This window comes from Nostoc sp., assembly GCF_036917755.1.
Taxonomy (GTDB): Bacteria; Cyanobacteriota; Cyanobacteriia; order Cyanobacteriales; family Nostocaceae; genus Nostoc.
Window position 1 is genome coordinate 14784 of the sequence record NZ_JBALFC010000126.1, and the last position, 22169, is coordinate 36952.

General features: G+C 44.1%; 20 protein-coding genes and 2 pseudogenes. 9 read left to right on the top strand and 13 right to left on the bottom strand.

What is annotated here, in order from left to right; genetic code table 11:
- Positions 1–760 precede the first annotated feature (760 nt).
- Complete coding sequence (locus V7L05_RS27690) at positions 761–1813, top strand: hemerythrin domain-containing protein (RefSeq protein WP_335168940.1); 1053 nt, start codon at positions 761–763, stop codon at positions 1811–1813.
- Between the two features lie 81 nt (positions 1814–1894).
- Here V7L05_RS27690 and V7L05_RS27695 read toward each other — a convergent pair whose 3' ends face one another.
- The 7 genes from V7L05_RS27695 to V7L05_RS27725 all read right to left on the bottom strand — a co-directional run bounded on the left by V7L05_RS27695 (position 1895) and on the right by V7L05_RS27725 (position 9870).
- Positions 1895–3079 (bottom strand): M20 family metallopeptidase, encoded by a 1185-nt coding sequence (locus V7L05_RS27695; protein WP_335168942.1) that lies wholly within the window; start codon positions 3077–3079, stop codon positions 1895–1897.
- Between the two features lie 244 nt (positions 3080–3323).
- Positions 3324–3887 carry a pentapeptide repeat-containing protein gene (locus V7L05_RS27700; RefSeq protein ID WP_335168968.1) on the bottom strand — a complete coding sequence of 188 codons (564 nt, stop codon included), beginning with the start codon at positions 3885–3887 and terminating at the stop codon, positions 3324–3326.
- Between the two features lie 481 nt (positions 3888–4368).
- Positions 4369–6129: a serine/threonine-protein kinase gene (locus tag V7L05_RS27705; protein WP_335168943.1), complete on the bottom strand. Its 1761-nt coding sequence runs from the start codon at positions 6127–6129 to the stop codon at positions 4369–4371.
- Positions 6130–6466: 337 nt separating this feature from the next.
- Positions 6467–6655 (bottom strand): 30S ribosomal protein S21, encoded by a 189-nt coding sequence (gene rpsU, locus V7L05_RS27710; protein ID WP_012407716.1) that lies wholly within the window; start codon positions 6653–6655, stop codon positions 6467–6469.
- Between the two features lie 114 nt (positions 6656–6769).
- The gene (locus V7L05_RS27715; RefSeq protein WP_273762368.1) at positions 6770–7090 is read right to left on the bottom strand and encodes an RNA recognition motif domain-containing protein; all 321 of its coding nucleotides are present in this window, start codon (positions 7088–7090) and stop codon (positions 6770–6772) included.
- Positions 7091–7492: 402 nt separating this feature from the next.
- Positions 7493–9115 carry a tetratricopeptide repeat protein gene (locus V7L05_RS27720; RefSeq protein WP_335168945.1) on the bottom strand — a complete coding sequence of 541 codons (1623 nt, stop codon included), beginning with the start codon at positions 9113–9115 and terminating at the stop codon, positions 7493–7495.
- Positions 9116–9399: 284 nt separating this feature from the next.
- The gene (locus V7L05_RS27725) at positions 9400–9870 is read right to left on the bottom strand and encodes an SMI1/KNR4 family protein (protein WP_335168946.1); all 471 of its coding nucleotides are present in this window, start codon (positions 9868–9870) and stop codon (positions 9400–9402) included.
- A 440-nt stretch (positions 9871–10310) separates the two neighbouring features.
- Here V7L05_RS27725 and V7L05_RS27730 point away from each other — a divergent pair, with 440 nt between their 5' ends.
- Positions 10311–10493: a CsbD family protein gene (locus tag V7L05_RS27730; RefSeq protein WP_335168948.1), complete on the top strand. Its 183-nt coding sequence runs from the start codon at positions 10311–10313 to the stop codon at positions 10491–10493.
- A 476-nt stretch (positions 10494–10969) separates the two neighbouring features.
- Here the strand turns inward: V7L05_RS27730 and V7L05_RS27735 are convergent, their stop codons facing one another.
- A complete protein-coding gene (locus tag V7L05_RS27735) occupies positions 10970–12064 on the bottom strand; it encodes a hybrid sensor histidine kinase/response regulator (RefSeq protein WP_335168949.1) in 1095 nt (364 codons plus the stop codon).
- A 475-nt stretch (positions 12065–12539) separates the two neighbouring features.
- On the opposite strand from V7L05_RS27735, the gene V7L05_RS27740 reads away from it, so the two are divergent.
- The 3 genes from V7L05_RS27740 (at position 12540) to V7L05_RS27750 (ending at position 15672) form a co-directional block, all read left to right on the top strand.
- Positions 12540–13259 (top strand): response regulator transcription factor, encoded by a 720-nt coding sequence (locus V7L05_RS27740; protein WP_335168950.1) that lies wholly within the window; start codon positions 12540–12542, stop codon positions 13257–13259.
- 420 nt (positions 13260–13679) lie between these two features.
- Entirely contained in the window at positions 13680–15368 is a 1689-nt protein-coding gene (locus V7L05_RS27745; protein ID WP_335168952.1) for an NAD(P)H-quinone oxidoreductase subunit 4, read from the top strand.
- Positions 15369–15507: 139 nt separating this feature from the next.
- Positions 15508–15672 carry a hypothetical protein gene (locus V7L05_RS27750; protein WP_335168953.1) on the top strand — a complete coding sequence of 55 codons (165 nt, stop codon included), beginning with the start codon at positions 15508–15510 and terminating at the stop codon, positions 15670–15672.
- Between the two features lie 84 nt (positions 15673–15756).
- Here V7L05_RS27750 and V7L05_RS27755 read toward each other — a convergent pair whose 3' ends face one another.
- A complete protein-coding gene (locus V7L05_RS27755; RefSeq protein ID WP_335168955.1) occupies positions 15757–16740 on the bottom strand; it encodes an AraC family transcriptional regulator in 984 nt (327 codons plus the stop codon).
- Between the two features lie 182 nt (positions 16741–16922).
- Here V7L05_RS27755 and V7L05_RS27760 point away from each other — a divergent pair, with 182 nt between their 5' ends.
- From V7L05_RS27760 to thrB, 3 genes are all read left to right on the top strand, one after another.
- The gene (locus V7L05_RS27760; RefSeq protein WP_335168957.1) at positions 16923–17360 is read left to right on the top strand and encodes a (R)-mandelonitrile lyase; all 438 of its coding nucleotides are present in this window, start codon (positions 16923–16925) and stop codon (positions 17358–17360) included.
- 57 nt (positions 17361–17417) lie between these two features.
- Positions 17418–18425: an aldo/keto reductase gene (locus tag V7L05_RS27765; RefSeq protein ID WP_335168958.1), complete on the top strand. Its 1008-nt coding sequence runs from the start codon at positions 17418–17420 to the stop codon at positions 18423–18425.
- 272 nt (positions 18426–18697) lie between these two features.
- Complete coding sequence (thrB, locus tag V7L05_RS27770) at positions 18698–19609, top strand: homoserine kinase (protein WP_335168960.1); 912 nt, start codon at positions 18698–18700, stop codon at positions 19607–19609.
- A 126-nt stretch (positions 19610–19735) separates the two neighbouring features.
- Here the strand turns inward: thrB and V7L05_RS27775 are convergent, their stop codons facing one another.
- The 3 genes and pseudogenes from V7L05_RS27775 to V7L05_RS27785 all read right to left on the bottom strand — a co-directional run bounded on the left by V7L05_RS27775 (position 19736) and on the right by V7L05_RS27785 (position 21546).
- On the bottom strand, positions 19736–20560 hold the full coding sequence (locus V7L05_RS27775; RefSeq protein ID WP_335168962.1) for an SDR family oxidoreductase: 825 nt from the start codon (positions 20558–20560) through the stop codon (positions 19736–19738).
- 54 nt (positions 20561–20614) lie between these two features.
- Positions 20615–20863, bottom strand: a pseudogene (locus V7L05_RS27780) (reverse transcriptase N-terminal domain-containing protein); the annotation flags it as partial.
- A 545-nt stretch (positions 20864–21408) separates the two neighbouring features.
- Complete coding sequence (locus V7L05_RS27785) at positions 21409–21546, bottom strand: hypothetical protein (protein WP_442937885.1); 138 nt, start codon at positions 21544–21546, stop codon at positions 21409–21411.
- A gap of 214 nt (positions 21547–21760) precedes the next feature.
- On the opposite strand from V7L05_RS27785, the gene V7L05_RS34875 reads away from it, so the two are divergent.
- Complete coding sequence (locus tag V7L05_RS34875) at positions 21761–22039, top strand: MauE/DoxX family redox-associated membrane protein (protein WP_442937886.1); 279 nt, start codon at positions 21761–21763, stop codon at positions 22037–22039.
- Here V7L05_RS34875 and V7L05_RS27790 read toward each other — a convergent pair.
- Positions 22026–22169 (bottom strand): annotated as a pseudogene (locus V7L05_RS27790) (IS630 family transposase); the annotation flags it as partial. The gene V7L05_RS34875 and the pseudogene V7L05_RS27790 overlap by 14 nt on opposite strands.

Sequence of the window (22169 nt, forward strand, 5' to 3'; positions counted from 1 at the left end):
AATTTCAAAGAAAATCGGCGGGAATCCCATCCCTTCAAGGGATGGGAGGAATAGCCGCCTGCCGATTTAGTCATTAGTCATTGGTCATTGGTACTAATGACTAATGACTAATGACTAATGACTAATGACTTCGATTTGCCCCCGGCTTCAAGCTGGGGGATGAGTTAACCGTTCTTTCAAAAAACTCGCAAAAGCCTACAGGTCGGATTTTGTTGAGTCTGTCGCAGAAGTTTTGGAAGATTTAATTGAAGATCAATATCCGATCAATTCTCGTAACGAACCTTTACCTGGAAAGATTGAATTACCTCAAGGATGGTCATTTCACAAGCTAGAGATGAAGGTATCCAAAGGCGCTTCAGGATAAATTAGATTAATGTATGTATTTAGTCAATACAACTGATTGTGTAATCAAGCTTGTGTGGATTTATAGCCATGACCAATTTGCAAAACGCCCTACTGAGGTGGATTTAAAGAGCGTTCTTAAGCAAATCTTAGATTGTTAATATTTGGGTTTTTAGAATTATCAACAATATATATGAGTGTATAAAACTAGTATTAAAGTTTTATCCGTCTGGGGATAGAATACAAATTTAAATATTATCTATCTAAAGGTATAAAAGCAGAATTTGTAACGAAAAGTTTTGTTTATCTACCCAGAGTTGTGAGAGCGATCGCTCAAAAGAAAGAGGCAATATACCTAACCCCTATGTCAAGCTTATATTAGTTAAGAATTATGAACACTTTGCCGGGGAGAACACGGATGGTAACTACTTTAGATGATACGAAACGCAATGCTATTGCTGTAAAATTGGCAAGTATCAAAGCACTCCAACAGTTGGTAATTGAAAATGAAAAATCGCTTTTGAAAGAAGGACTTGATGCCGAAATTGCTGATCGCATTCGGAATTTTATCAATGATGACGAAAAAAATCTTGGTGTTCTAGAAACTGTAATTGGTCAGTATGGCATTCAGGCTGAACCCAAAAAAACTGTTACACAATTCATTGAAAAAGCTGGCGAATTGTTCAAAGGTTCCGAGTTGAGCCTTTATGAAAAAGTATCTCAGCATGAATTGCTCAAACATCAACTAGTAATAAGTGGCTTGATAGTTCACAAGGCTGCTCAAAAAGTTGGTGCTGACATTTTGCTAGCGATCGCACCTTTGAATACGATTAACTTTGAGAATCGCGCTCACCAAGAGCAACTCAAAGGTATTCTGGAGATTCTGGGCGTCCGCGAACTGACTGGACAAGATGCAGATCAAGGAATTTGGGCACGGGTTCAAGACGCTTTGGCCGCAGTAACTGGTGTAGTAGGTAGTGCTGTTACCCAAAGCAGTGATAAAAAGGATCTAAATATCCAAGATGTCATCCGCCTCGATCACAACAAGGTAAATACCCTATTTACCGAACTCCTGCAAAGCGAGAATCCACAAAAGATCCAAGAGTACTTCGGTCAAATTTACAAGGATCTAACTGCTCACGCTGAAGCTGAAGAGGAAGTAGTCTATCCAAGTGTACGTCCTTTCTACGGTCAAGATAACACCCAAGAACTGTTTGACGAACAAGCTCATGCGAAGCTGGCGTTAGAAGAAATTAAGGCTCTCAGCCCATCTTCACCCCAATTCAAAGATAAAGTGAAACAGCTATTTGATGCTCTCGGCGATCATATTCGTCAAGAAGAAACCACACTGTTTGCTGCCATTCGCAACAACTTGACCACTGAGCAAAGTGAACAACTGGCTACTGAATTCAAAGCTGCTAAGACTCGAATTCAACAAAAACTCGGTGTTGTTACCGAATCGAATGTGTAGGATGCTTTCGAGCTTTCTATATCCGCTAAAAAAGGTTAGTTAAACAAAAACTCCCAGCACATCAGCGCTGGGAGTTTTTGTTTACAAATTTTGTTGACAGTATTTATAAGCGGCATAAGCCATAGTTACAACCCCAGTGATAATGGCAGATTCATCGACTTCAAATTGGGGATGGTGTAATGGGTGGTTAATAATTCTTTCTTTGTAGCCTACACCCAAGCGAAACATAGAACCGGGGGCGTGTTCCAAATACATCGAAAAATCTTCAGCACCAAGGGAGGGTTCGAGTAAGACTTGAACGCGATCGCTACTCCAAGCTTCTTCGGCGGCTGATTGTAACAATTGCGTTAGGGCGTAATCATTTTGGACGCTGGGTACGCCCTGGCGATAATTGACTTGATACTTTGCTCCGTAAGTATGGCAAACATTAGATACAATGTTTTCAATCCAGTTCGGAAGATGGGCACGGGTTTCGGGGTGGAGCGATCGCACGGTTCCCAATAACTGCACTTTATCAGCAATTATATTCGGCGCTCTGCCACCGTTAATCTTCCCGATGCTCAATACTACAGGACGCAAAGGATTCTGCGTCCGGCTGATGGCTTGTTGCAGTGCAGTAATGACTTGGGAAGCAATCCAAATTGCATCAATCGCCTCATGGGGACGCGCCCCGTGCCCAGATTCTCCCATAATCATAATTTCTAAATCATCGGCGGCGGCTGTCAATGCCCCGTAACGCACCCCAATAGATCCTGCGGGTATAGAAGGGAAAACATGAACCCCTAATAAAGCTGAGACATTTTCCATCGCCCCATCTTTCACCATCCAGCTTGCGCCTTGGGCAATTTCCTCGGCGGGCTGAAATAAAAACCGCACTTTCCCACCCAACTCCTCTGCCACTTGGGACAGCACCATTGCCGTTCCTAACCCCACAGTGGTATGGACATCGTGACCGCAAGCGTGCATAACACCCTCTGCGCGAGAGGCATATTCCAAATTGGTGCCCTCTTGAATTGGCAAGGCATCCATATCGGTGCGAATTGCCAATAAACGGTCATTTTCGCTAGTGCCTTGCAGTTCTCCAATGACGCCCGTTTTGCCAACTCCCTCTTGTACGTGCAGACCACTGGAAGACAAAACACCAGCTACAAAGGCTGCTGTTTGGTACTCCTGACCGCTGAGTTCTGGGTGAGAGTGGATGTGGCGGCGAATTTCAATTAAGCGAGGCGCTAATTTTGCTGCTAAGTCTTTAATACGGGTAAGCATCGATTAAATTAATCTACAAGCTTTTTTCCCATGATAAAGAACTGTTAACAAAGAAAATGCTTTTGCTATACAAGCAGAAGGACAGAGGGTAGGAAAGGATGAGGGAGATGAGGGAGATGAGGGGGATGAGGGGGATGAGGGAGAAGAATTAATGCCCCATGCCCAATGCCCCATGCCCAATGCCCCATGCCCAATGCCCAATGCCCAATGCCCAATGCACCATGCCCAATGCCCAATACCCAGTTTATTTTGAAGAACAGGTTGTGCCTCGGGTATTTTCGGGTTTAAACTCGTTACATTCTCTGAGATTTTGACGCTCTAACGACCAATCATAAGCTTTGTCGGAGGTGACGATACCATTAGCCAGAGTTGTTAGTCGGAAGTTTGCTCCCCGAAAATTGGTAAACTGCAATTTGGCATCTTTTAAGTTTGCTGCTTCCAAATTGGCGCTGATGAAACCGGCATAAGATAGGTCGGCATTTTCCAGGGATGCTGATTTCAAATTCGCTCCTGTTAAGGAAGCACCACTGAGATTCGCCGAATTCAGAATCGCACCTTCTAAATTTGCACCGGTGAGATCAGCATTCGTGAGATTAGCTTGAGATAATGTAGTACTACTCAAGTCAGCCCCTCGCAAATTTGCTCCAGTTAGATTCAGTTTACTTAGGTCAGCACCACTTAAATTACACCGGGGACAGGCACTTGTTGCCTTCAACTGATCTAAATCTAGCTGATTTAACGCAAAAGCCTGCTCTGCAAACCCGAAACAAGCTAACAGGGCGACAGTAGCAACAATCTTAAGTTTCATATTTTTTACAGATATCCACAAAAATGACAATTTACGCACATTACGTACTGTCATACTTACATATACCACTTCTCTAAGGAAGAACAGGGATGAAGCATTGATTAAGAATCTGTAAAAATACTATAAATTCTAATGTTAAGACTACTCAAACTGAAATCTAGGCTATAGAATCGAGTCGTAAGCAACTATACCGAACCAATTATAGACTACCACATATATGATCCCCCTAGCTCGATTCAAAAGACGACTAGGGGGATCTTGTTTTTGGGTTAATTACGAATTACGAACTTGTACTGAGCGCAGCCGAAGTATTACGAATTACAAATTATTTTAACTAATTCGGCGGAATTCCCCGTCCCTCTACAGGGCGGGGATGGATAGCCGACTGACGACGAAACTCTTGGGCGAAAGTCTAAGTTTAGGCACTCCCCTATGATTACAAAAGCCCCAACTTCAACCGTACTCGGTAAGTTGGGGTAGTTCACCGCCACCCCAAAAGGCGCAATCCAGGAACAATTAGGTAGTAACTCACTCCTAACCAGAAGCTGATAAAGAAGCCCACAGAACCAAAAAAAATCAGAGGCTTGGATAACTCTGACCATCCTGGTTGACTAGAAAATTCCCAGATAGTCGGTGCTAACTTCAACAGAATTAAAACTGCATAGCCGATCGCACTACCAAAGGCAGCGAACACAGCGTACACTATGTGATGGCTGCGAAGTCCTAAGCTCAAGGTGAGTAGGCAAACTGCCACTAAAATCACTGCCACTAAGCCCTCGCCGCTATCTTTTGGGGTGATTAATTGCAAAATCAACCAGCCGAAGCCATAGCTAATCATGCCCATCAGCGACGCTACTAAAAACCGCCGCCGTTGACCAAAACACCCTGAGACTGTCAGTCCCCAAGCGGTTCCCCAGCCGGCTGCAACGAACACCAAAATATCTGCCCCGAAGACGAATTGAGTATTTGGTACTAATTCGTTTAGCTGAGTCAACATAAATTCCCCAATCCGGCGGCCTAAACTTGTCCGATAGGCCAAAATAAAACCAGCGATCGCACCAAAACAAGCGCCGATACTACTCAGGATGATCGCCCAAATCGTCGCCAAACAAGCTTGGAAAATTTTGATAATTGCTTGAGCGATGAAAATAACGGTTTTGGTGACAGCTTGGCTAAAGTTAGCTAAAACTTGTTCAATAGCTAACTTTAGCAGTGTAAATCTCCGGTAAGCTTGCGTTAAAACTTGCTTAACGTTGTGCCGCAGTTGGGAAAACAACCCTGGCGGCGGTAATGGTTGAGAAATCTTCGCCAAACGTTTTTGAATTATCGCTGCATTTGCCGGACGCGATCGCACATCCGCCTGTACCATCTCATCTAGCAAATCTGCTAATTGCGGGTTGACATTTATCGTAGTTCGCCAGTGCAATTTCCCCGTTTGCTGATCTTCCAACTCTAGCGGGTATTTGCCTGTTAGTAGTTCAATTATCGTTCGACCAAGGGCATAAAAATCGGCACCTGGCCCAACAATCCCTCCAGTCACTTGTTCTGGTGGACTGTAGCCAGAAGAAAATAATCGGGTGGAACTCGACTGAGAACGCAGCTTAGAGGGGCTAAATTGTTTTGCCCCGCCAAAATCAATTAGTACCAAGCGATCGCCCTCTGTTTGCCCTTTAAGTGGGGTTACAGTTAGCGAAGAAGTGCCTAGCATTAAATTAGAAGGTTTGATATCCCGGTGAATAATCTGACGTTTGTGTAATTCCTGTAAAATTTGTACAGCTTGGGCAAACCAGTTTAAAACCAAATCCTCTGGACACCCTTGAGGAAACTTTTTTAATATCTCCTCTAAAGTCCGCCCATTGATTTTTTCCATTACCAGACAGGGGAGTTGGTGCGGTTTGGGATTAAACAGGTTTACGTTAAAATACCCATCGGCATCGACCGTGGGGACACCCGGATGCTGCAAGCTAGATAAAACCGCCGCTTCTTGGGTAAATAATTCCAGTGCCTTTGGCGAATCTTCTACCAACACTTTCAGCACTTTCTCGGATTGAGTTTTTTCATCCCAAACCGTGTATATTTGAGCAAATCCTCCCGACCCCAAGGGCTGAAGTGGAACATAGCGGTCTAACAACTCTAGCGGTGTGCCACAGCTGTTGCAAAATTTGTTTCCCCAAGGCTGAGGATAAGGACGTTGACAATCAGGATTTATGCAGTGAACCGCACTCTGAGTGATGTGGGACACAACCGCTACAATACAAAGGCTGACTTGATTTTAGCGTTTCTTGAGAAAATACCATTCTGAGTTTTTGATTACCGAAGAAGAATTCAGAATTCAGGAGCCTGAATCCAGAATGGATTCTATACGACTGGATGTATAAGAAGGGGTTTAGAGCGAGCGATTTTAAACGCAAAGAAGAAAAAATTCTTTCCGTGACTCTTCGCCCTGATTTCAAGCGTGGGGTATTCAGAATTCTGAATTCTGAATTCTGTTTTCAGCAGGACTTCTCATTAGTGTTGATTCCCATAAAGAAAACCCTCATAAAATCGATGAGGGCATTCGTTTATATCTATGTCAGTCCTTAATTACGGAAACTTCTCTTACTCTGTCTGTGCTTGGCAACTTCTTTGCGCTTGCGTTTTTCTAGGGGCGTTTCAAAATGGCGATGCTTTCTCATGTCTGGAAAAATTCCAGCCTTGGAAACTTCTCGTTTAAATCGTCGTAAGGCTGACTCAATGTGTTCATTGTCACCTACAATTACTTGGGTCATTATCTCTCCTACTAAGTTGACTTAATCAATGAATATGCAGATGGTAACAGTGCAAAAAAAAGACAGACTCCTTGTCTGACTTAAGACTCTAGGTCAATTTTTTTGGTTCCAAGGTTAGTAGCGAGAGCGTCCGCCGCCACCGCCGCCGTATCCTCCTCGATTACCACCAAACGAACCTCTATCACCTCTGTCTTCCTTGGGTTTAGCCTTATTAACTTTCAGGTCACGACCCATCCACTCAGCGCCGTCGAGAGCTTCAATGGCAGCTGTTTCTTCAGCTTCAGTTCCCATTTCCACAAAAGCAAAGCCTCGCGGACGACCTGTTTCACGGTCGGTAGGTACTTGAACTCGCTTTACAGTTCCATATTCTGCAAAAATACCACTTAAATCCTCTTGTGTAACGTCATAAGAGAGGTTACCTACATAAATTGACATCGATTCTCTCCAAAATCATCACTGTGTAGAGATTTTAATTTCTCTCAGAAGTCTGTAAATACTAAAAGGAAAATGCCTTTCAATACTAAAACCAAAGACATCACTAAATTAACTCTCCTAATCTAGGATGACATAGGAGCCAACTCTCTGCATCCAGTAGATAGTTGATAGATAGTTAACCAGTGATGCGATCGCACCTAAGCCATCGCCCGCCCCCACCTACCCTAAGTACAGCCCATCGTCAAAAAGGGTTGGAAATGGAAGAAGATAAATTCTGTAGGGTGATCAAGGAAATCAGACATGGAGGGGCGCATCTTTAATATCCGAATTGAACGTTTGACTGCATTAACCATGAAGCATTACTCCCAAATTTTAATATGAAAGGCAAAGTCAGGCAACAATTCAAAATTCAAAATTCAAATGCTGTTCATCACCTTTCCAAGCTGTTGACAATTCCGCTTTGACAACTTGAGCAGCCTGATCTTTGCCCAGTGCCTGCAAACTTGCCTGCAAGCCAAATAGAGAATGCCCATTATGGGGATATTTTTTTAGATCAGCACGAAAGACTTTCTCGGCCTCTCTATAGTCGCCCTTAGCCAAAAGCACAGCGCCCAAAGATTCCCGCGTGGGAAAATACCAGTCTGGTGGTTCGACGTAATCGAGAGCATCTTCTGCTACTACTGCTTTTTCTAGCAATTGAATGGCAGACTCATAATCATGGTTTTCTCTGGCAATTTTGGCATCTAGAACTTTTGAGGCAATGTCTAAAATGCGGCTGGCGGGACTGAATCCAATGGTTGCTTCGGTGGAAATTATCTGTTTGGCAGCCAGTAATGCCCGACTTTCACTTGCTGCATCTTCAAGTTTGCCTGTAGCTGCGTTTGCCATGCCGCGAGCAAAATGCCAAAGTGCTGTAGTGGTGGGCAATTTTGCATCGGGGGCAGGAGTTTTTAAGATGGCATCCCAATCACTAAAGCGTGTCTGAATCAGCATTTTGCTGCCCAGGAATCCCTCAAGCATTGGTGCATACGGGTCAATAGCAGTAGCATTTGCGACTAAAGTCTCTGCGGCTTGGAGAGCATCTTGATATTTTCCTGCCATGCTGCTGGCCACCATGAAAAAATGTATGTTGTGGTTGTAGTACATCATGGGGTAAGTGCCCTGGACTTGATATTTTTTGATGTAAATATCATCTTGAGCGATCGCCTGCTTATTTGCCCGCATTGCCTCTTCATAATCTCCCACACGAAAATAAATATGGGAAGGCATGTGTACCAAGTGTCCCGCACCTGGTGCTAAGGTTCCGAGTCGTTTAGCACTCACAAGCGCCCGTTCTGGCGAAGGTGAGGCTTCCACTGCATGAATATAGTAATGATTAGCTCCCGGATGATTTGGGTTACGTTTGAGAACTGATTCTAAAACAGCTACAATTTCTTCTGTATCTGGCTGTGGCTTGCCATCTTTAGTCCAGTGCTGCCAAGGATGCAGATCCATCAAGCTTTCAGCGTAAAGCGTCGCTGCATCCAAATCATCAGGATAGCGCTTGACTAAGTTTGCCATTGCTTTTGCGTAGTAAAGCGCTAGTTGATACAAGTCCGCATCAGGATCTTGGGAGTAACGTTTTGCTAAGGCGGTAATGTAGTCTCGTTCTTGGGTAGATGCTTGGGTGGAAAGTGCCAAAGCTTGCTGTACCGCTTGGTAAGCAGCTAATTCCCGGTTGGGGTCTATTTCTAAGTTAATATTAGGCCCCAGAGCCAGAGCAATACCCCAATGTGCGATCGCTAGATGTGGATCAAGTTTGGCAGCGTATTCAAAAGAACGCACCGCCTCATCATGATTGAAAGCGTAAATTAAATTTAATCCCTGATCGAAAAACTCTTGCGCTTGGGGATTAGAAGTGGAAACTGGATGGTGGGTTGTGCCAAGTCCAGATATTAAGGTGTAGGGCTGTTTTACTTCAGCGATCGCTGCACTAGGAGCGACTAAAGAGAGTATAAGCACCCAAACTAGAAATAAGTACTTCATTGTCTATATTCTTTTTCTTCAAGCTCTTTTTTTATTAATATTCAAATATCACAGTTTCTCTAAGAACGCAATGTGTTGTTCTCCAGCTTCAGATTCACTGTAATCATGAGTTATATTTTCGATATATCTCTTTTTCAAGTTCCAGCTTTTCTTCATCTATTCGTATTATCATGTCATCGTCTTCTCCATATTCATCTGGTATAAGTTGATATAAGCCCAACTCGCAGCACTCTGCAATTACAGATATCATGCTGGTGAGATTGTTATATGCTCTTAATGGATTATCAATAAAAATATAATCGACAACATAAATTGGAGATGGATCGAGATCGCCAACTATATATATATATAATTATTTTGTTCTCGAATGAGGCAATAGGAAACCATTTTTTATACCATCCTTTATAATTATCATACGGTTTATTCATCATAGTTGATTGTTCAAGTTGCCATAAATCATGATAATTTGAAACTGAGTCTTGTAAAGTATAGAATGAAATAGGTGAATGATTCATAAATTGCTCAGGAAACAAAAAATAGAGTGGTAGATAGCCATTGTTATAACCAAGATCGGCGGTTCCATTGCGCCATTGATAAAGTTCGTATACTTCTTCGGATAACCTGAATGGTAAATCCTTAGTAATTTCGTCAATCTGCTGGCGAGTTAAACCTGGATTGTAACAATCAAAGAATTTAACATTGGTGGATTTTAACCAATTCAAAATATATTGAAGTTCATCCGTAAGTTCAGACATTTCACTAACCTCATTTAGTGATTAAAGACGAAAGTATTTTAAACTATAGCGGTTCTCGCTTGAGTGAGGTACTCTAACCCCAGCCCTAACCCCCTAAGAGCAAGCGAGGAGGGGACTATGATGTACCTGATGTGATTAGGAAACGCCATAAGCCAAGTTGCGGTTTATCATCGCTATCTATCTGAAGTCATAAATGATTTTATCTCAAGATAGAACAATATAATGATATCTTTCTCTCTTTTGGATATTACTTGAATTCTTCAAGATGAATTTAACCGTTAAATAACTATGTACAACGGACACAAATATTTGTCATAAAAACATCGTCAGATAGAAGAATTAAAAGTTGTCTAAAAGTAATCTATAGATAATAGATATTGCAGCGCTTTTCGAGCAAGCAACAACTAATCAACACCTAACATACTTTAGGAACAAAGAATATGAGTATCGAAGATAAAGCCAAAGCTTTTGCTAAAAACGTTGAAGGTAAAGTACAAGAGGCGGTTGGCGAAGTAACTGGCGATCCTAAAGATAAAGCTGAAGGTAAAGCTAAACAAGCTGAAGCCCAAGTCCGCCATACTGCTGAAAACATCAAAGATGAAGTTAAAAAGACTTTAGACTAGTACAGGCGGAAGTTTCCCTACCTTTAATAAGTTGCTCAAGTAAGGGCAGGGCTATTTCGTTCTAGACAGAAACCGCCCAGAACTGAAGTTCAGGGCTAATAGCTAAAGTCAGTTTTAACGGACTATAACCTTTTTTTAGTCGTGTTTAGACGACTTTCGCTATTAGACTCACAATTCATTCTGAGGCGGGCTAGATGAGAATGAAATAGCCCTGCAAGTAGGGGTAATTCATGAATTGCCCATACTTGTCTGGTTAATTGAGATTGTAGCTGGATTTACACCGTACTATACTAGGTGGAAATTTATCTAGAAAGAAGGTTCAGTAAATAATTATTTACTGAACCTTCTTTCTTATAGGACTTACGCACGAGTTACGGAATAACGAACCGCAGAGGCACAGAGGACACTGAGAAATCAGAGTTTGAGAGATATTTTGCGTAAGTCCTGTCTTAAATCTGTGTTTTGTCTGCCTACTTTTAGTTTTCACCAGCGACAGGTAGACGTATAGTGAATGTGCTACCCTTCCCTGGTTCAGATGTCACATCGATCGCGCCTTGATGTGCTTCGATAATGCAGCGAGAAAGATATAGTCCCAAACCACTACCAGAACGTTGATGTTTCCCTTGACGAAATCGCTCGAATAATATTGCTTGATCTGGTTTAGAAATTCCCGGCCCTGTATCTTGGATATCAATATTCACAGCTACCGGAGTGAGATAGCAGTGAATATCCACAGAACCTTTATCTGTAAATTTGATGGCATTGCCGATGATATTTGTCAAAACTCGACGCAGTTCTACGCGATCGCCCATGATCGTACTTGCAGTTTCGCCTCGATCAAGATTTACAGCTAATCCTTTTTCTTCAGCTAAAGGAGTTAATTCTTGGGAAACTTCACTAACTAATTCCTGAATATTGCAGGGAGAAATTTTTAAGGTTTTACAGCCCGCTTCATGACGATAAACTTCTAGCAAAGTATTTACCATTTCCAGCAGGTCTTGATTACTGCCAATCATGGTATCAATTATTTCTTGCAATTGTGGCGAAACTTCGCAAAACCTGCCTTCCAGCAATAATTTTAATACGCGGTTGGAGGCTACTAGTGGTATGCGTAAATCGTGAGTAAAACGGGAGACAAAATCTGCCCGGAGGTTAGCCATCTGATCTCGTTCGTCGATACTATGTTTGAGCCGCAGGAGCGATCGCACTCGTGCATGAAGTTCATCAGGATCGAATGGTTTACGAATAAAGTCATCTGCACCCGCGTCGAGTCCTTCAACAACGCTAGACTCATAGTGAGCCGTGAGCAGCAGAATGGGAATAAATGGCAACGCCTGATTCTGTCGGACACGTCGAGTAAATTCATAGCCATCTATCTCCGGCATCATCACATCTAAGAGAATCAAGTCTGGCGGTGACTCCTCAAGCATAGCCAGAGCAATTTTGCTATCTTCCACCAAGCTAATTTCATAGTCCTCATCTTCAAGGACTGCTTCTAAGACCAGTAGATTGTCAAAAACATCATCGACAACGAGAATTTTATCTTTTTTGACAGTTTTAGTTAAAGACATGGCTAAATAAAAAAAGAAGTGCTTGGCTATCCCTAGCAAATCTAGTAATAGCTTACTTTACCAGCGCTGAGATTATTAAGGATTCACATTTTCCTTTAAAGTTTCCTGAATTAAATATCGGAATTATATACGTAATTGCACTGAACTTATATTTAAAAATGTATTAATTAAATAATTCGAGCTTTTTACAAGTATCTTAGCCGTCTGATTATCCAACCAATATCTATGCCTGGGTGCTAGGGTGAGGTAGTTTAGTCCTTTTTCTGTGCATAATTCTAGCTACTGCAAGACAACTATTTAATAGTCACCTACTCTTGCTTTAGAAAAGCTTACGAGATCAGGTTATTTATGTCTAATGGTAGATGAAGTTCAGGGAATAATACCAAACGTATTGCTTTTTGTATAAGATACCGAATAGAAGAACGAGATTATTTTAATCTGTACTTGAGATAGATAACAGTAAAGTTAAGTAACTATGAGTGAAATCAAGATCCTTGTGATTGAAGATCACAACCTGACAAGAATCGGCTTACGGTCTGCCTTACAAACCCAGCCAGAGTTAAATATTGTTGGTGAAGCAGCCAATGCAGCCGAAGGTATCAAGCTTCTGAAAACTCTCAAGCCGGATGTTGCTACTATTGATATTGGTTTGCCTGACATGGATGGTATTGAGCTAACACGCACATTTAGGCAATATCAAGCAGAGAATGAAGATTATACCACAAAGCTGCTAATTTTAACGATGCAGAATAGTGAACAGGCAGTTTTAGCAGCATTTGCAGCAGGTGCAGATTCTTATTGCATGAAGGATATCGAAACTGAGAAACTAGTGGAGGCTGTGAAAACGACCTATGCAGGTAGCTCATGGATCGATCCAGCGATCGCAGACCTTGTACTACAACAAATACGTCAAGATTTCCCCGATGGTAGCAGAGGCGCAGCTGGAAAAAGAGTCTTGATTGAAGGTATTGACCCAGATGTTGAGAAAAGTATAGTTGGCTATCCTTTAACTAATAGAGAGATGGATGTTTTAGAGTTGATTGTCGCTGGGTGTGACAATGCAGAAATTGCTAAAAGGCTCTATCTAACAGTCGGTACTGTCAAAACTCATGTTCGAGGTATTCTCAATAAACTCTGTGTTGCTGACCGGACACAGGCTGCTGTCCGTGCTTTACGTGCTGGATTAGTACCGTGAGCAAGTAAGTAGTCATCAGTAACTGCGTACACAAAAACAGTTAACAATTCAAAATTCTTGCATTAAAGACATTTTCAGACGCAGAGCAGCGCCTTCGTATTTTCCCACGCCACTTGACGCCAGTCCGCTCAAGTCGGGAGACCCGAAAGAGCGGCTGGCTCCTTTATGCCTCTTAACCCGTCCACCGCAGTGGCTCCCCCTTGTGGCGACTGCTCTTGATTTAAACCCCGATTGAAACCGAGGCTAGGTTTAGATGTAGGGATCTTAAACCCTTTAATTTACGATAAAAATCTTTCTTCCCCATTCTCCACTCCCCACTCCCCATTTTTAGCGATTAACTGAAACAAAGATTTATGAGTAAATTGTTACAAAGTTTAGTAGAATAGCATCATTCACAAATAAGTATTTTTTATCATATACATGATAGCGGATCAATTTCCCTGGCTTACCGCGATCGTCTTACTGCCACTCGTTGCTGCCTTGCTCATCCCTGTGCTGCCTGATAAAGATGGCAAGCGCGTGCGGTGGTATGCACTGGGTGTAGGTATCGCAGACTTTGCCTTGATGTGCTACGCCTTTTGGAAACATTACGATGCCAGCAGTGCTAGTTTTCAAATGGTGGAAAATTATGCCTGGGTGCCTCAGTTAGGTTTGAACTGGGCGGTATCAGTTGATGGACTTTCAGTGCCACTTGTGCTTCTAGCAGGATTTGTCACCACACTCTCGATATTTTCGGCTTGGCAAGTTGATCACCGACCCCGCTTATTCTATTTCTTGATGCTGGTGCTGTATTCTGCACAGGTAGGGGTGTTTGTTGCCAAAGACTTGCTGCTATTTTTCATTATGTGGGAAGTAGAGCTGATTCCCGTATATTTACTAGTCTGCATTTGGGGTGGGCAAAGGCGTCGTTATGCGGCTACAAAATTTTTGTTGTATACCGCAGCCGCTTCTATATTTATTTTGGTGGCAGCCCTGGCAATGGGGCTATACGGGGGCGGTGATATGACATTTGATATAACCGCCCTCGCCAAGAAGGAATATCCCCTTGGTCTACAGCTGCTACTTTATGCAGGGTTGCTGATTGCATTTGGTGTCAAGCTTGCTGTTTTCCCCTTGCATACCTGGTTGCCTGATGCTCACGGTGAAGCATCTTCTCCTGTGTCGATGATTTTGGCTGGTGTGTTGCTGAAGATGGGCGGATACGGGCTAATTCGTCTGAATCTGGAACTACTCCCCGATGCACACATTTATTTTGCACCGGTTCTAGCCATTCTGGGTGTTGTCAACATTATCTATGGTGCATTGAACTCCTTTGCTCAGACCAATATGAAGCGGCGTTTGGCTTATTCGTCGATTTCCCACATGGGGTTTGTATTGCTTGGGATTGCATCGTTCACTGATTTGGGAATCAACGGCGCGATGTTGCAGATGATTTCGCATGGTTTAATTGCATCAGTGCTGTTCTTCTTAGCAGGCGTTACTTACGATCGCACCCACACAATGGTAATGAAAGATATGGGCGGTATTGGTCAAGCCATGCCCAAAGTCTTTGCGCTGTTTACAATTGGAGCAATGGCATCCCTAGCGCTTCCCGGTATGAGCGGCTTTCCTGGCGAACTCTCGGTATTTGTTGGTCTGACAAGCAGTGACGTTTACAGTTCGACCTTCTGCACCGTCACGGTTTTTCTCGCCGCAGTTGGAGTCATCCTCACACCTATCTATCTACTTTCCATGCTGCGAGAGGTATTTTATGGTGACGGTGCAGCACTCATCTGCGACATTAATAATGCCGGCTTGGAAAATCAAGAAGATGACGGAACAGTTTGTTTTGGTACAGACTGCTTCGTGCCAGAAGATGCAGTCTACGACGATGCTAGACCGCGTGAGGTGTTTATCGCTGCCTGTTTTCTGCTGATGATTATTGGTATTGGTTTCTATCCCAAGATGGCGATGCAGATGTATGACGTGAAGACTGTCGCAGTCAATGCTAATCTTCGCCAGTCTTATGCCATAGTCTCGCAAACAAATCCTCAGATTTATGCTAAGGGTTTCTTGGTTCCGCAAATTTCAGAGGTTGAGGTAGCGCCCCTTTTGGGAACTTTGAAGTAAGCTTTTTGACTAATAAACTTGTCGAAAAGAGCCAATGCTAGGTATTTTTCTCAGGAAGAACAAAATATTGATAGCCGATCGCTATGGGTAGGCTATCAATGCCAGATTGGAGTTATAATAATAAACTAAAAATCAGGCTATGAATACCACAAAAGAAAAAGTTCAATCTCTGCTGAACCAATTGCCAGATGATTGCTCAATCGAAGATATCCAATATCATCTGTATGTAATTGAGAAAGTTAGTCGGGGATTAGAAGCTGCCGACATAGAAGGAGCGATCGCAGAAGAGCGTTTGAGCAAATAGCTTATCAAGTAGTTTGGTCTTCCAAAGCAATAGAAGTGACATTGACATATTTGTTTTCGGAGTAAGAAACCGATGGGAACGCAATCATATTGAACTAGCAGTCTCCCTAGCAGTTTCTCGCAGCCGCTCCACATCGCGCATCGGTGGTGAACCAAAGAGCCGCTTGTACTCCCGGTTGAAGTGCGAGGCATCGTCGTACCCCACTCGGTAGGCAGCACTGGTAGCGTCAAGGTTTTCCCCCAGCATCAGACGGCGAGCCTCCTGGAGCCGCAGTTGCTTCTGGAACTGCAAGGGACTCATTGCAGTGACAGACTTGAAGTGATGGTGAAAGCCCGAAACACTCATTCCCATTTCTCGTGCGATGTTTTCAATCTTGATCGGCTCGTTAAAGTCTTTACGAAGTCGCTCGACAGCCCTGGCGATGTGGTAGGTGTAGCCGCCCAGAACTGCAATATGACGGAGCCGATTACCTTGCTCTCCCATCAGAAGTCGGTAAATGATTTCCCGCTTAATCAGTGGTGCGAGAACATGAGCTTCAGCAGGGGAATCTAGAAGCCTGACGAGCCGCACCACAGCGTCCAACAGATTTGCATTCAACGAACTTACATCAATCGCTTTCACATCAGCAGGGCTGCGCGATGAGGGATACCCTGCCTCGACCATGACTGAGCCAACGAGGGTAGGGTCAAGATCGAGGCGAAGGCTAAAGTACGGTTGCGCCTTGGACGCTTCCAGAATTTGGCTGACAATCGGCAGTTCGACCGTAGCAAGCAGATAATGCATAGGGTCGTACTGATAGCGATCGCTGCCCAGAAGGACTTCTTTGCTGCCCTGAGCAATTACACAAAAGGCAGGGATAGAGACACTATGAATGCATTCCGAAGGTGAGGAGGCGCGGTTGAAGTGCAATCCTTTCAGCGGCTCAATCGTCCCATCATGACGGATAGCCTGTGCAATACGCTCTTTCAGTTCGTCTCTGTTGGCTTGCGCTCTGTCTGCCTCGCGCTTTGCCTGCGGGTCGTTCATTAAATCGATATTGGACTTTTCACTCGTTTTTGCCGCGTTCATTTCTAAGTTTGCAGGATTGTACAACAATCTTAGACGATCGTCCTATTACTTATTCTTCAGGATTCTTAGAATGAAGCTAAAGCAACGAAAAATGATTTCGGCTTCTTGTAAGCATTCTGGATTTTTATTTAAGAGAAAACTCAGTTTTGATTGGGCAAGAGACTTGCCTGCTAGCCACCAAAATGGCATCAAGTGAAGGAATTAAGAAAATGGACATCAAAAGAAGTGGCACACAGCATTCCGCCAAAGGACCGGCTGAGTATTTTACCGGTACTGTCCGCATTGACCCCCTGTTCGAGGCACACGATCCAGCACGCACGTCTGGCGCCAGTGTCACGTTCGAGCCCGGCGCTCGGACAGCATGGCATACCCACCCGTTGGGACAAACCCTGATCGTGACAGCTGGCTGTGGTCTCGTACAACGCTGGGGCGGCTCGATCGAGCAAATTCGACCGGGGGACGCGATCTGGATCTCGGCGGGTGAGAAGCATTGGCACGGTGCTACAGCAACCACATCCATGACGCACATCGCCATTCAGGAATGGCTCGACGGCAAGCCCGTGGACTGGATGGAAAAGGTCAGCGACGACCAATACCAGGCACCAAACGTAAACCAATAAAAGCATCAATAGAATATGTTCTCACATTCCTTTAATTCAAAGACAGGAGTTTAAAAAATGCAGAAGCGCAAACTTGGAAACAGTAATTTGGAAGTCTCGGCGATCGGTCTGGGCTGTATGGGCATGAGCTTTTCCTATGGTCCAGCCAAAGACATACAGGAAATGACCGATCTTCTCCGAGCTGCCGTCGAACGCGGCGTTACATTCTTTGACACCGCCGAGGTCTACGGCCCGTTCACAAACGAAGAACTGGTGGGCGAAGCCCTCGCTCCCTTCCGTGGGCAAGTGGCGATCGCCACCAAATTCGGGTTCGACATTAGTCCTAATTCCGATTCGCGCGGGACGCCAGGTTCACATGGACTGAACAGCCGACCGGAGCATATCAAGCAGGCCGTGGAGGGATCGCTCAAGCGACTCAAGGTCGAGACAATCGACCTACTCTATCAGCACCGGGTTGACCCGAACGTGCCGATCGAAGAGGTGGCAGGAGCGGTGAAGGAACTGATTCAGTCAGGTAAGGTTAAGCACTTTGGACTCTCTGAAGCAGGAGTGCAAACGATCCGTCGCGCGCACGCGGTTCAGCCGGTTACTGCTCTCCAGAGCGAATACTCGCTGTGGACGAGGACTCCTGAAAAGGAAGTGATACCGACCCTTGAGGAACTCGGAATCGGCTTTGTCCCGTACAGCCCTCTGGGCAAGGGCTTTCTCACTGGCAAGATCGACGAAAACGCGACCTTCGACAGCTCCGACTTCCGCAGCACCCTGCCTCGCTTCACACCCCTAGCTCTCAAGGCGAATCAAGCCCTGATTAATCTGCTCGGCAGCATCGCAGAACGGAAGCAGGTGACACCTGCTCAAATAGCGATCGCCTGGCTGCTGGCCCAGAAGCCGTGGATTGTTCCGATCCCAGGTACCACGAAGCTGCATCGCTTGGATGAAAACATCGGGGCAGTCTCAGTCGAACTCACGCCCGACGATCTGCGTGACATCGATGAAGCCGCCTCAAAGATCGCGGTGCAAGGGGCTAGATACCCCGAAAAGCTGGAGCAAATGACCGGTCGCTGAACGGCAAAAAATCTGTTCTCTGGTTGCATTCCTTAGCTCACTAAGCAAGACAGATAGCTGGCAGCGATAGACCTTTGGGCTATTTTTGAGCATTTGGTGTATTTTCCTTACCCTGCATGGGTTTGAGGCTTGTTTCTCCCGCAAAAATGTTTAAGTCCCGCTAATGACTAATGACTAATGACTAAAAACTCCATCCCCTTGTGGGTGGAGTTTTTTATGAGCAAATCAACCCTTTACATGGGATGCTGGTTGAGGATTAGTGAGTTTTGCCAATGTCTGTTGTTTCTGCTATCACTGTTACGGTTCCCGCCACAACTGCGAATTTGGGGCCTGGTTTTGATTGCATCGGTGCAGCATTAAAGCTGTATAACGAGTTCAAGTTCACTCGCCTAGAACAAGGCGGGCTAACTATTCATGTCACTGGTACGGAAGCTGAACGAGTCCAAACTGATGAGAGTAATCTTCTCTACCAAGCCTTTGTTAAGTTCTATCAACATATAGAGCAGACGCCGCCGACTGTGAAAATAGAAATTAAGTTAGGTGTACCACTGGCGAGGGGTTTGGGTAGTTCGGCGACAGCAATTGTTGGTGGGTTGGTTGCTGCTAATCAACTTGAGGATGCGCCTCTCTCTCAGTTGCAGGTGATGGAGTTAGCGATCGCAATGGAAGGACATCCTGATAATGTAGTTCCAGCTTTGTTGGGAGGATGTCGTCTAGCTGCTACCAGTGGCGCAGCTTGGGAAATTTGTGATGTTCCCTGGCATCAAGATGTTGTACCAGTTGTGGCTATTCCTAATTTTGAACTTTCCACTTCAGAGGCGCGGGGCGTTCTCCCAACTGAAGTCAGTCGCGCCGATGCGATTTTCAATATGGCACATCTGGGGTTATTGTTGCGCGGCTTGGAAACTGGTAACGGACAATGGTTAAAGACAGCTTTGCAAGATAGATTGCATCAGCCCTATCGCAAAGCTTTAATCCCTGGTTATGATGCTGTCAACATAGCGGCTGTTAGTGCTGGTGCTTATGGTATGGTGATTAGTGGTGCAGGGCCGACACTGTTAGCTTTGGCGGATAAGTTACACTCAGAGGCAGTGGAGGCGGCGATGTTAGCTGCTTGGCAACAAGAAGGAATTATAGCCGAGGTGCGATCGCTTTCTCTCGATACCCAAGGCGCAAAAAGCTAAAAGATAAGGGAGGTGAGGAGCAGCAGAAAAATTTTTAACTCCCCACTCCCCACTCCCCACTCCCCACTCCCCACTCCCCACTTAGCCACAGCAGATGGTTGCATAATTCCTAGCTTTTAATACTTGCTAAAAAATCATCTGTGGATGAATTAACTGATATCCAGCCTCTTTAAGCTTTTCATTCGACACCCAAGCATTATATGGGCGGGTACTCTTGATAGAAGTATCCCATTTAACTTTGGGTAAATTATGTTTTTCAAATAAGCTATCTAGCAAGTCTCGGCTGGTGAGATGTGCATCATCTACCAAATTGTAAATCCCTTGCAAACGACGGTAACGGGCAAATTCTATCGCACCAACAATATCATCCAAATGAATCCAATTTGTGGTATCGTCGCCATTGCCAGGACGGGTTGCACCAGAATATCTGCTAAATATTTTCAACAGTTCCCTGCCAGTCCCATAAATCCCTCCTAAGCGGAAGATACAAACACGAAGATTTTCGCTAGATGCTGATAGCAACACATCCTCTGTTTTTCGGAGAATTTGTGCATTTAAATTAGCGGGTGCAAGCGGTGTTTCTTCATCTACCCATACACCATTTCTGTCACCATACACTGCATAACTTCCTGTGTATATTAATTGTTTCACACTCTTAATCTGCTGCAAGCATGAAACTAAACTTTGGGCAGTTTGTAGATAAGTTTCTTCATAAACTTCCCCACCTTTTGCACCAACACTCAAAAGTACAACATCTTGATTGTGCAAAACTGATTTTAGACTATCTAGGTCATTCCCACGGGTAACTACAACTCTTTGGGATACTGATTCTAGTGCCGGGACACGCTCAGGGGAAGTTGTAGTTACACTGACAACAAAATCCATTTTTTGCCGCCAATATTGAGCAAGTTTATAACCAACATAACCACAACCAATGATTGCAACGTTCATGACAAATTAGACACAAATAAATTAAACTACTCATCCAGACTATATTCTCAATTATGAGAGGGATTTTTTACCATCAATACCAGCCGTCTTTTTACCAGCGTTTAGCTGAGATACTTGTCTTATTGCAAGAAATCGAGCCGAGGTGGATTTTAGAATAAGCTTTTGGAGTAACCTAGCTTTCCGCTTGTCTCCAACTTGAACAGCTTTAAATACGCGCTTTTGAAGGCGGAAAAGATTTCGGCGGAATTTCTTCCACGGTAGGGCTTTCCAAGATTCACTAGTATGTTTACTGTGTCTAATCATTTTCTCTTCTGGAGTTTGTATTTTCTGAACACCTCAGACCAATTACGGTCTGTCCTACCCGACTTGTGAGGGTTCCGCTTCTCGTCTAGCCTACCTGGGGTTCGACTGCCCCAAGACTCACAAATCGTTTTTATTCGTTCCCTCGGAGAGATTGATTGTTCCGTTAGATGTAGCCAATTCGACTACTGGATTCCCTAGACTCTTGCCGTTAATCAACTCTTATTTCGGCGGGAATGAACTCCAGTGGGGTCAGGGTATTTTGAGTTGCGCCCTGCCTGCCATTAAGTCGCTTTTATAGGCTCTGTTTCATCGTATGAACTTCCTGTTAGCGCCAGTGTCAACCCGCAACGGCTGTCTGATTGCACCCTGTTCCCAGCTTCACTCTGCAAGAGCCGAGCTTGTTCGGTGTGGGCAGATAAGGAGTCAATTCTGAGTCTGAATGGCAAGGCTTGCACTTGCATCTGACCGAGAGTTCAGCCTTTATGACAGTAATCTGCTGTCGGGCTGGATTAGTTATTTACGGACTGATTACCGTGATTCACTAATCAACGAATCGCACGAGTTGTATAACCGCAGTAGGAAGCCACATTCACAATTAAGAGTAGCTTCCCGGTGTAGTCGTTTAATTGCTTATCCTCACCGTTGATGGTCTTGACTGCAATATCCGTAATTGTGTTACTCATCTAGAATCTGATTTATAGGGAATATTGCCAAGTCTCCCATATTACAGGTACTCTAAACCCGGTTTATTTAAGGAAATTAGGTTTGTTAGTCTTGTTACCTCTACGATTCTGCCTATTTTCGGCTAAATATTCTGGGTATGGTTTTTAGCGATGTCTACGACGAACTCAGCATCTATTAAGCTCAAAGAATCAAAACAAAAGGGAGAGGGGAGAAATGCCCCAATCAGTTGAGTACATATATCTGTTAATTTTTTGCAAAATTGCAGTGGGTCTTTTGTTTACAATATCGTTTTTCTCCAAAATTAAGAGTTTCTCACAGTATGTGGATACTGTGCGTAACTTTCGACTATTGCCTGAGTCATTTATCCGGTTTGCTGCCATATTGATTTTAATTAGTGAGTTACTTCTCGTACTCTTGTTGTTCAATTGGCAGGTAATTGCTTTCTGGTTAGCTTCGAGTCTGTTAAGCTGTCGGACATTTAACTTGCAATAACAGCATTACCCTTATTCTTGATTTTTCTGCCCCACTTAATAATTAGTTCACCATCGTTTAATAATCTGTCTAGTAATTCTTGCAAGTCCGGTACTGATTTAAATAGTCGATGTGCTATGTATTCTTTCAC

Coding starts and splice junctions, on each gene's coding strand:
- V7L05_RS27775 (WP_335168962.1), bottom strand. CDS start 20,560: ATGAACGTTGCAATCATTGGTTGTGGTTATGTTGGTTATAAACTTGCT.
- V7L05_RS27690 (WP_335168940.1), top strand. CDS start 761: ATGGTAACTACTTTAGATGATACGAAACGCAATGCTATTGCTGTAAAA.
- V7L05_RS27735 (WP_335168949.1), bottom strand. CDS start 12,064: ATGTCTTTAACTAAAACTGTCAAAAAAGATAAAATTCTCGTTGTCGAT.
- V7L05_RS27740 (WP_335168950.1), top strand. CDS start 12,540: ATGAGTGAAATCAAGATCCTTGTGATTGAAGATCACAACCTGACAAGA.
- thrB (WP_335168960.1), top strand. CDS start 18,698: ATGTCTGTTGTTTCTGCTATCACTGTTACGGTTCCCGCCACAACTGCG.
- rpsU (WP_012407716.1), bottom strand. CDS start 6,655: ATGACCCAAGTAATTGTAGGTGACAATGAACACATTGAGTCAGCCTTA.
- V7L05_RS27695 (WP_335168942.1), bottom strand. CDS start 3,079: ATGCTTACCCGTATTAAAGACTTAGCAGCAAAATTAGCGCCTCGCTTA.
- V7L05_RS27700 (WP_335168968.1), bottom strand. CDS start 3,887: ATGAAACTTAAGATTGTTGCTACTGTCGCCCTGTTAGCTTGTTTCGGG.
- V7L05_RS27750 (WP_335168953.1), top strand. CDS start 15,508: ATGAATACCACAAAAGAAAAAGTTCAATCTCTGCTGAACCAATTGCCA.
- V7L05_RS27720 (WP_335168945.1), bottom strand. CDS start 9,115: ATGAAGTACTTATTTCTAGTTTGGGTGCTTATACTCTCTTTAGTCGCT.
- V7L05_RS27725 (WP_335168946.1), bottom strand. CDS start 9,870: ATGTCTGAACTTACGGATGAACTTCAATATATTTTGAATTGGTTAAAA.
- V7L05_RS27765 (WP_335168958.1), top strand. CDS start 17,418: ATGCAGAAGCGCAAACTTGGAAACAGTAATTTGGAAGTCTCGGCGATC.
- V7L05_RS27785 (WP_442937885.1), bottom strand. CDS start 21,546: ATGAGTAACACAATTACGGATATTGCAGTCAAGACCATCAACGGTGAG.
- V7L05_RS27755 (WP_335168955.1), bottom strand. CDS start 16,740: ATGAACGCGGCAAAAACGAGTGAAAAGTCCAATATCGATTTAATGAAC.
- V7L05_RS27760 (WP_335168957.1), top strand. CDS start 16,923: ATGGCATCAAGTGAAGGAATTAAGAAAATGGACATCAAAAGAAGTGGC.
- V7L05_RS27730 (WP_335168948.1), top strand. CDS start 10,311: ATGAGTATCGAAGATAAAGCCAAAGCTTTTGCTAAAAACGTTGAAGGT.
- V7L05_RS34875 (WP_442937886.1), top strand. CDS start 21,761: ATGCCCCAATCAGTTGAGTACATATATCTGTTAATTTTTTGCAAAATT.
- V7L05_RS27745 (WP_335168952.1), top strand. CDS start 13,680: ATGATAGCGGATCAATTTCCCTGGCTTACCGCGATCGTCTTACTGCCA.
- V7L05_RS27715 (WP_273762368.1), bottom strand. CDS start 7,090: ATGTCAATTTATGTAGGTAACCTCTCTTATGACGTTACACAAGAGGAT.